General features: G+C 58.7%; 9 protein-coding genes. 7 read left to right on the top strand and 2 right to left on the bottom strand.

Annotated elements, in window-relative coordinates:
• From LGR44_RS21525 to LGR44_RS21495, 7 genes are all read left to right on the top strand, one after another.
• On the top strand, positions 1-194 hold a 194-nt coding region (locus LGR44_RS21525; RefSeq protein ID WP_264196694.1), incomplete at its 5' end, for a flagellin.
• Between the two features lie 140 nt (positions 195-334).
• Complete coding sequence (gene fliF, locus LGR44_RS21520) at positions 335-1,993, top strand: flagellar basal-body MS-ring/collar protein FliF (protein WP_226742773.1); 1,659 nt, start codon at positions 335-337, stop codon at positions 1,991-1,993.
• Complete coding sequence (locus LGR44_RS21515) at positions 1,993-2,619, top strand: hypothetical protein (RefSeq protein ID WP_226742772.1); 627 nt, start codon at positions 1,993-1,995, stop codon at positions 2,617-2,619. The genes fliF and LGR44_RS21515 overlap by 1 nt, the downstream gene beginning before the upstream one ends.
• Before the next feature lie 2 nt (positions 2,620-2,621).
• The gene (locus tag LGR44_RS21510; RefSeq protein WP_226742771.1) at positions 2,622-3,827 is read left to right on the top strand and encodes a MotB family protein; all 1,206 of its coding nucleotides are present in this window, start codon (positions 2,622-2,624) and stop codon (positions 3,825-3,827) included.
• Positions 3,828-3,829: 2 nt separating this feature from the next.
• Complete coding sequence (locus tag LGR44_RS21505; protein ID WP_226742770.1) at positions 3,830-5,038, top strand: chemotaxis protein; 1,209 nt, start codon at positions 3,830-3,832, stop codon at positions 5,036-5,038.
• Positions 5,035-6,375 carry a flagellar hook-length control protein FliK gene (fliK, locus tag LGR44_RS21500; RefSeq protein WP_226742769.1) on the top strand — a complete coding sequence of 447 codons (1,341 nt, stop codon included), beginning with the start codon at positions 5,035-5,037 and terminating at the stop codon, positions 6,373-6,375. Before LGR44_RS21505 ends, fliK begins: the two co-directional genes overlap by 4 nt.
• Positions 6,320-6,889, top strand: coding sequence for a transglycosylase SLT domain-containing protein (locus tag LGR44_RS21495; protein ID WP_226742768.1), 570 nt, complete (start codon positions 6,320-6,322; stop codon positions 6,887-6,889). The genes fliK and LGR44_RS21495 overlap by 56 nt, the downstream gene beginning before the upstream one ends.
• 53 nt (positions 6,890-6,942) lie before the next feature.
• Here LGR44_RS21495 and LGR44_RS21490 read toward each other — a convergent pair whose 3' ends face one another.
• Both LGR44_RS21490 and LGR44_RS21485 read right to left on the bottom strand, forming a co-directional pair.
• A complete protein-coding gene (locus tag LGR44_RS21490; RefSeq protein ID WP_226742767.1) occupies positions 6,943-7,602 on the bottom strand; it encodes an AprI/Inh family metalloprotease inhibitor in 660 nt (219 codons plus the stop codon).
• A 151-nt stretch (positions 7,603-7,753) separates the two neighbouring features.
• On the bottom strand, positions 7,754-8,020 hold a 267-nt coding region (locus LGR44_RS21485), incomplete at its 5' end, for a winged helix-turn-helix domain-containing protein (RefSeq protein ID WP_226742760.1).

Below are 8,020 nucleotides of genomic sequence, written 5' to 3'. Positions count from 1 at the left end.
TCGGTTCGAACCAGGAGTTCGTGCAGAAGCTGATCGACATCAACAAAAGCTCGATCGGTGCACTGATCGATGCGGATCTGGAAGAGGAGTCGACGCGTCTGAAGGCGCTGCAGACCCAGCAGCAGCTCGGCGTGCAATCGCTGAGCATCGCCAACAGCGCCTCCGGCAACGTCCTTTCGCTCTTCCGTTCTTAACACACGCTCCAAGAGCAACTTAGGAAGATCATACTGGCCGCGCTCCCCTGGAGCGTGGCCTTTTTCTTTCGCAATCTCCGCGCAAGGTTAGAGAGCGAAGGTGCTTCTGAATCCTACCAAATCAGAAGCTGAGCCTGTTCATGCCTGGTCGTTTACAAGCCGAGAAACTGTGGGCCAACCTTCTCGAGCTCGGGATGCGCCGCCTCGTAGCTCTTGGGGTTATCGGCCTCGTGGTCTTCCTGGGAGTTGGATTGGGGGCTTACTATTTGAGCCGTCCGGCGCAGGAGACGCTCTACACCGGTCTTGAGCGAGAGGATGTCACCCGCATCGGCGCCGCTTTGAAGGATGCCGACATTCCGTTCGATGTCAGCTCCGACGGAACCGCCGTTCTCGTGCGGTATGGACACACGGCCCAGGCACGTATGCTGCTGGCCGAGAAGGGGCTGCCGCAGAGCTCAAAATCAGGCTATGAGCTCTTCAACGATCTCGGATCCCTCGGCCTGACCTCCTTTATGCAGGAGATCACCCGCGTTCGGGCGCTGGAGGGCGAAATCGCTCGCACCATCCAGACGATGAAGGGCGTAAAGGCGGCGCGCGTCCACATCGTTCTCCCCGACCGCGGTTCCTTCCGTCGTGAGCAGCAGCCTGCCTCTGCCTCTGTGGTCGTGCGCACGGAGCCAGCAGACGACATGAGTTCGGCTCAGGCTATCCGCCACCTCGTGGCGGCTGCGATTCCAGGCATGAAGGCCGACAAGGTCACCGTTCTCAACACCGACGGTATGCTCCTCATGGCTGGCGAGGATGGTACGAACGCCTCGACTGGCCGAATGGCAAGCCTTGAGAAGGTCGTCAGTCGGGAAATCCAGGATAATGTTCGCCGGACGCTCGCGCCCTATTTGGGAATTGGAAATTTCGAAATTAGCGTCGCCGCACGGCTGAACACGGACAAGACCAACACGACCGAGACGATCTATGATCCTGACTCGAAGGTCGAACGGTCCATCCGTACGGTCAAGGAGACGGAGGTCTCACAGAACCGAAATGCCGAACGTCCGACAACGGTCCAGCAGAACCTCCCTGAGGAGAGGGTTCGTGCGGAAAATGGGGAAAGTTCAAGTGAGGACAATCAGCGCCGCGAAGAGCTGACCAACTTCGAGATCTCCTCCAAGACGATCCAGACTGTCAGCGATGGTTATGCGATCAAGAACCTGTCCGTGGCGGTTCTGGTTAATCGCAGCCGTCTTGCGACTCTCACCGGGGACAACACGACGCAAGAGGATATCGACGCTCGCATCGCGGAAATCGAGCAGCTCGTTTCTTCTGCGGCGGGTTTCGACCGCAACCGCGGTGACCAGATCAAGGTCGCTGCCGTCGGGTTCGTCGATGATGGCCGAATGATGGAGCCGACACCGCCTCTGAGCCTTACCGAAGTTTTCATGCGGCAGACCGGCAATCTCATCAATGCGGCGACCATTCTGGTGGTTGCGACTCTCCTCATCTGGTTCGGGCTGCGCCCAGCCGTGGCCGCGATCCTCGCACGGCCTGAGCCGGAGCCGGTCTATGAGGAGACGGTGCCTGCCATCGAGGCTGCGATAGCAGCGGCACCTGGTCCTGTTGAGGCTGCCGTATCTGGCGCAAGTCGTCAGCTCGAGACTGCGGAGGTGCCCAATCTTATCGAGGACCTGACCGACAAGATGCACCGTACTCCTCAGAAGAAGCTGGAGCAGATGATCGATTTCGATGAGGAGCAGGCTGCCTCCATCCTGAAGCAGTGGCTGATGAAGGCGGAGGCTGCATAATGGTCAATGCCATTGCGCAATATCTGACGGAGTTCAGCCTGGATGGAAAGCAGGATACCAAACCTCTTTTCCACCCTAAGGCTCCTAAGGTGCCCGATCAGGATCAGGCCGACGAAACCGCAGACCTCGTGCGGGAGGCAGAGGAGCGTGGCCGTCTGGAGGGGCTAGCTGCCGCGCGAAGGGAGTTTGAGGCGGAGCTTGCATCCGCACGGACTCAAGCCGAGGAGCGGCTCGCCGCGGAGCGGATGAAGTGGGTCCAGGAAGAGGCGGCCTGCTTTACCCAGCAGATGGATGAAGCCCTGCGAAATCTAGAAGCAAGGCTTGTCGACCGTGTCGCCCGCATCATGACACCATTCCTCACCGATGCGCTGCGATCGCAGATGATTGAGGAACTGCAAGCGACTGTATCATCCCTGCTCGCCAATAATCAGAATGCGGTTTTCAAGGTCAGCGGTCCGAAGGATATGCTGTCGGCGCTCTCAGATCACCTCGGAGCAGGCAATCCTCGGATCGAGATTGCCTTCAATGACGAAATCGACGTGTCGATCTTGATGGGCGATACATTTATCGAAACTCAGCTGGGCGCCTGGATCGGCCGCTTGGCGCAGGCCGTCCAATCGAGCTAAACATGTCCGACCAGGGAAAGCAGGAACTCATCATCGTCCGCCGTTACGAGGCGGAGGAGGAGCAGCACAAGGGTGGTGTGTGGAAGATCGCACATGCGGATTTCATGACCGCAATGATGGCGTTCTTTCTTGTGATGTGGTTGATCAGCGTTGCCGACAAGGAAACCCGTACATCCGTCGCGAACTATTTTAATCCGGTCCAGCTTGCAGAGAGTACACCGGACCGCAAGGGCCTGCAGGATCCGCAGAACAACGCTCCTGAGAGTGAGGACGAGATCAAGAAAGGCGCATCCTCGAAAGGGGAGGGTGAGGATAAGGGGGGAACGGCTCCTCAAACTCAAAAGCCACGCTTCGAAGAGGGAGCGCTGTTCCAGGATCCTTATGCAGTGCTTGCCAAGCTTGCCCTTGAGGCTGAGCAGGACAGGCCGCAGGATACTTTGGGCGCGGATGTTGCAACGGGCGACAGCACGGAGCCGGGCGTACAGGGCGGAGAGGCCTATCGGGATCCATTCGACCCTCTTTACTGGCAGATTGCTCCGATGCCCAAGCCGCGCGCGGCTAAACCAGGCGATCCCGGGACGACGACGCCCATTCCTCCCGATGGGAAGCTGGATGCTCTTGCGCGGTCGTCCCAGAATCTCGCTGCATCGCAAAAGGACGAGGCTAAGCCCAATTTAGCTGGTCCCGCCGAGGCCAGCGTGGTTCAACCCGCACCTAACGATGGCGCTCCAAGCAGTCAGGAGAGCATACAGGACGTTGAGTTGAAGGCCGACATTGCTCGTGCCGTCCAGGTCAATCCTGGCAGTGGGCCTAAACCCCATGTGGAGGTGAACCGAACCGGCGAGGGGCTCCTTATCAGCGTTACGGATGAGATCGATTTCAGCATGTTCGCCATCGGATCGGCCGAGCCCCAGCCGAAAGTTGTCGTGGCAATGGCGAAGATCGCAAAAGTTTTAAGTTCCCGTCAGGGTAAAATTATCATACGTGGTCATACCGATGGGCGTCCGTTCAAGTCCGCCACTTATGACAACTGGCGTCTGTCGACGGCACGCGCACATATGGCTTCTTACATGCTGGTGCGCGGTGGGATCGATGAGGCGCGGATCGAACGGGTGGAGGGGCACGCAGATCGTAGCCTTAAGAACAGCACCGATCCGAAAGCCGCCGAGAACCGGCGCATTGAGATCCTTCTGCGGGAGAAGTCTTAGCGATGCGCATCACGTTCATTGCGCCGATTCTCGCAGGTATCCTCACCGCAGTGCCTGCGGTTGCGGAGGAAGTACAAACCTCTGAACCGGAGAAAGTGACCGCCATACCGGTGGATTTGGTCCGCACGCTGCAGATCATGCAGGATCAAATCGCCACAGGTTCTACGAATGCCCATGCGGCTCAAAGGGCGTTGTTGGCGCATATCGACGACCGCCTCATGTCGATCGATCCTGGAACTTGGGGGGACTCCAAGAACGTTCGCGCCGCTGTCATATTCGTGCTCAGCGGCGGACGACCCGAAATTCTCAAGAGGATTATTGCCCTCGGGGGGCTGAGTGAGGTCGATACGACGATCGTTCAGGGTGCTCTCGCCTATGTCGAAGGGCGCGAGGCGGATGCAAAGCGCTTTCTCAGCGAGGTTCAAATCGATACGCTGCCACCGATGCTCGCAGGTCAGATCGCCCTCGTTCAATCAGCGCTGATCGTCCGCGAAGATCCGGCGAAGTCCGTCCAACTTCTCGATCGCGTGAGACTTCTTCTGCCAGGGACACTGGTTGAGGAAGCGGCCTTGCGCAGAGAGATCTTCGTGGTCAGTCAAGTCGGCGACGCAAAGAAATTCGACGCATTGTCGAGGCAGTACCTTCGCCGTTTTCGCTATTCAATTTATGCAGGGAATTTCAGGCAGCGCTTCGCCTCCGCATTGACGCGTCTCGATTTCGCCAAGGATGAGCAGAGATTCTCGCGATTGGTTGCGATCCTCAACGAGTTGGAGGCTGAGGGCCAACGCGAACTCTATCTTATGATCGCCCGCAATGCCATTGAACAGGGGCAGACGAAGGCGGCGATCTTGGCGGCTGACAAGGCATTTGAGCTGTCATCGTCCGACGCGTCGAGTGCAACGCGGGCGAAGCTTTACAGGGCCGCCGCCATCATCGTGACGCCTGAAGGCTTTGAAAGCGGCATTGAAGTGCTCAAGCAGATCAACAGGGCAGAACTGCAACCCCACGATTCCGCACTCTTGGATGAGGCGCTCTCTCTTGCAAGGCACATTCGCCAAGCGCCGCAAGCCATCCCTGTCGCTGAAGCCGCAGGCCCAGCGGAGGCGCCTCCAGCCGAGGCCATTCAAGCTCAGGAGCCGGTTCCGGCGATTTCGCGCGCTCAGGAAGCTCTGGAAAAGATCGATCGGCTGTTTCGGAGTGAAACGCGATGAACAATCTCGATAGCCTTCTACAGAGTATCTCTCGGAGAGCTGAAGGACAAACCTTGAAGTCGCAACCTCAGCTTGGAGAGGACGGCGGCCTGTTAAAAGGCTCGGCAGCAATGCCGGCGTTCGACGCATTGCTGCGGAAGATGTCAGGGAATGGAGATAGCGAGCAGGTTCAATCTCGAACTCTGCTCGTTGGCGGAAATGCCCTGCTGAGGGCGCGTGAGGTTCCGCTGGAGCAAGTTCAGGAGGATCAAGCTGAGGAGCCTGCCGCCCCAGCCGAGCAGGAAATCTCCATTTCGGTTGCACCCGATCCGACGATGCTGGTGAGCGATCTGTCTCTGCCAGTGCAGCCTGCGGCGCAACAACCTGGCTCAAGCCAGCGCTCTCCGGCCGCGCCTCAATCCGCACAGGCACAGGGTTCTTCGACAGACCTCCTCGCCATGATCCAATTGCCGACGGAGAAGATGGATAAGGATACTGTTCCTGACCCAACCTCACGCTCCGCGCGAAAGATCTCGATCCTTCATCAGGAGACCCATTTCAAGCCCGTGCCAGTGACTGCATTGCCGAAAGCTGAGGGAACCGTAGTCGCTTCCGCCAAGGCGATGAGTGCGCAAGGGGCGCTTGCTGCGGAGATGCCGCAGCCCTCACAACTGGCAGGCGAGGTTGAGCAGATCGATCGCTTCCATGCCGAGGTCGAGGAGGCATCTCAGAAGTCCCAATCTAGCCCGGCTCAGGTGGTGAGTCCGAGTACAGAGAAAGTGGCTACGGCAGAGGCAGTTTCGCCGAACCCCGTGCTTCAGAGGATCGTGAACATCATGGAAGTCGAGGCAAAGCGGGTGCCTCTCGACCAGAACACTTCTGGAACAAGAACTGAGACGACTCTTCCTTCGAACACGATCCGACCATCGGACGGCGTTCTGCGGATGCTGGATATTCAGCTGCACCCGGCAGAGCTTGGCGTGGTCACCGTGAAGATGCGCCTAGCCGGCGACAGGCTTGAGATGGAGCTCCATGCGAGCAGCGATGAGACTGCGGAGCTCTTGAGGAAAGATTCGGAAAAGCTTTCCAGTCTATTGCGGACATCGGGCTACCGGCCCGACGTAGTGACCGTCCACGCACCCACTCCGGACATGTCGCAGCAAGAGGGCATGTCCGGACAGCGACAGAGCTCCAATTCGCACTTCGGTGGTTACCCCGGAGGCGCACAGGGCGGTGATGCGGGGGCTAACGGGCAATCGCGAGGAGATGGGTTCGGAGGAAGCAATAGGACGGGGCGAGAGAATGGAACTGAAGAAGTCCCTGCTGGCAATCGCAGCACTGGCAGCCTCTATCTGTAGTTTTCCCTCTGAGGGACAGGCCAGCATCAACTCGTGCGAGCGCGAAATGGTGCGAGCCGCGGCAAAGCATGGGGTCCCGCTCGGAATGCTCTATGCGGTTGGTCTGACGGAAACCGGACGGCGCGGCTCACTGCAGCCATATGCCATGAATATCGAGGGGCAATCCTACTTCGCGCCGAACGCTGGGGACGCAATCCAGCGGTTCGAGGCGGCGCGGCGGGCGGGAGCGAAGTTGATCGATCTTGGCTGTATGCAGATCAATCACCATTATCACCATGATCGCTTTCGCTCGTTGGCAAGCATGCTCGACCCCCGCGAGAATGTTGAGTACGCAGCTCTGTTTCTGAAGCAGTTGAAGGCCCGGGAGGGAAGCTGGACGATGGCCGTCGCCCGATATCATGCCGGTCCGAACAACAATCCTGCTCAGAAGAAGTACGTTTGCCGCGTCATCACCAACATGGTGGCATCGGGATTCGGGGAATGGACACCGAATGCGCGAGCGTTCTGTCAGTAGAAAGCGGGTGTTCGGGTGAAACCGGAGCCTTCCATAAAGCTCCCGGCACGAAATCAGCGGGTCAGCTTGATTGCTGCTCCCGAACTTTCGAGCGTGCCGAAGTAAGAAGTGTCGTTGCCTTTCAATTGGGCGACGACCGTGCCGTGAGAGTAGAGAACGATTTCTCCGTCACGGGCGCTCCACGCATTGACGTTTTGCAGGCTCTTGCTCGCGCAGCGATCCGTTGAGGCCTTGTACAGATCGAGTGCCGGTGTGCTCGAAAGTTGCAGGCGGCATGAGCTTCCCCCTGCCTCCATTATCCAGCTTCCCGTGCGAGGCTTCGTCTTTTTTGCCGGAGATGGAGCGATGTTCAGCGAAGGTTGTACGGGCGGGTCCTTGCTGACAATGCCATTAACCTCATAGCTCGCTCCTGCGGAAGGGCTATGAAGCATCTCTGTTGTTTGAGCGGCCAATCCATCCTGCTCCACTACAGGCGGAGGATCGTTCCGTTCCGCCCATGACCCAATAGGCTCCATCGGCTCCGCATGCACAGCAACGGCCGGTGCCGCAGGAGGAGGTGGATAGTAGAGTTCATCGACAGGCTGGTAGCGAGGCGGCAGCCATGGCCCTGAATAGACAGGTGTTGCAGGATCGAGATGACGAGCCTGTCCCCATGGGCCGGGTCGGTAAGCTGTTCCCACGTTGTTGCAGGCGGCGAGCGATAAGATCGCCAAGAGTCCGAAGCTCCGCAGAGCGAGCAAAGCATCTGGCGCCTTGCAAACCCGAGAAAGGATACGAACTGGGCAGACTGCGTTGGCCGACATCGAACTCGATGTGAGTCTCAGGGATGATGGTGTGGAACACATACTGGATATCATCGTGGCTTCAGCCGACGAAAGTGTATCCGATGTACCGTTTGGCCTCGATGGGATCGTAGCCGAGCCTCTGGCGCAGCTTCTTGCGCAGCTTGCTCACATGGCCCTCGATCACGCTCTCCTCCACGTCGTTGGAGTAGATGCCGTAGATGGCGTTGAAGATCTGGGTTTTGGTCAGGCGCCGGCCGCGGTTGCGCACCAGGTACTCGAGAATGTGGCGCTCGCGCCGGGGCAGGGGCAGGCTGACCCCGTCGATCTCCGGGTCGCGGCCGTCGAA

This window comes from Microvirga lenta (assembly GCF_020532555.1).
GTDB lineage: Bacteria > Pseudomonadota > Alphaproteobacteria > Rhizobiales > Beijerinckiaceae > Microvirga > Microvirga lenta.
This window is presented reverse-complemented; position numbering and strand designations above follow the sequence as displayed.

What these genes read in the sequence shown, in the direction of transcription:
- fliF (WP_226742773.1), top strand. Translation starts at nt 335, where the DNA reads ATGCCTGGTCGTTTACAAGCCGAGAAACTGTGGGCCAACCTTCTCGAG.
- LGR44_RS21515 (WP_226742772.1), top strand. Translation starts at nt 1,993, where the DNA reads ATGGTCAATGCCATTGCGCAATATCTGACGGAGTTCAGCCTGGATGGA.
- LGR44_RS21510 (WP_226742771.1), top strand. Translation starts at nt 2,622, where the DNA reads ATGTCCGACCAGGGAAAGCAGGAACTCATCATCGTCCGCCGTTACGAG.
- LGR44_RS21505 (WP_226742770.1), top strand. Translation starts at nt 3,830, where the DNA reads ATGCGCATCACGTTCATTGCGCCGATTCTCGCAGGTATCCTCACCGCA.
- fliK (WP_226742769.1), top strand. Translation starts at nt 5,035, where the DNA reads ATGAACAATCTCGATAGCCTTCTACAGAGTATCTCTCGGAGAGCTGAA.
- LGR44_RS21495 (WP_226742768.1), top strand. Translation starts at nt 6,320, where the DNA reads ATGGAACTGAAGAAGTCCCTGCTGGCAATCGCAGCACTGGCAGCCTCT.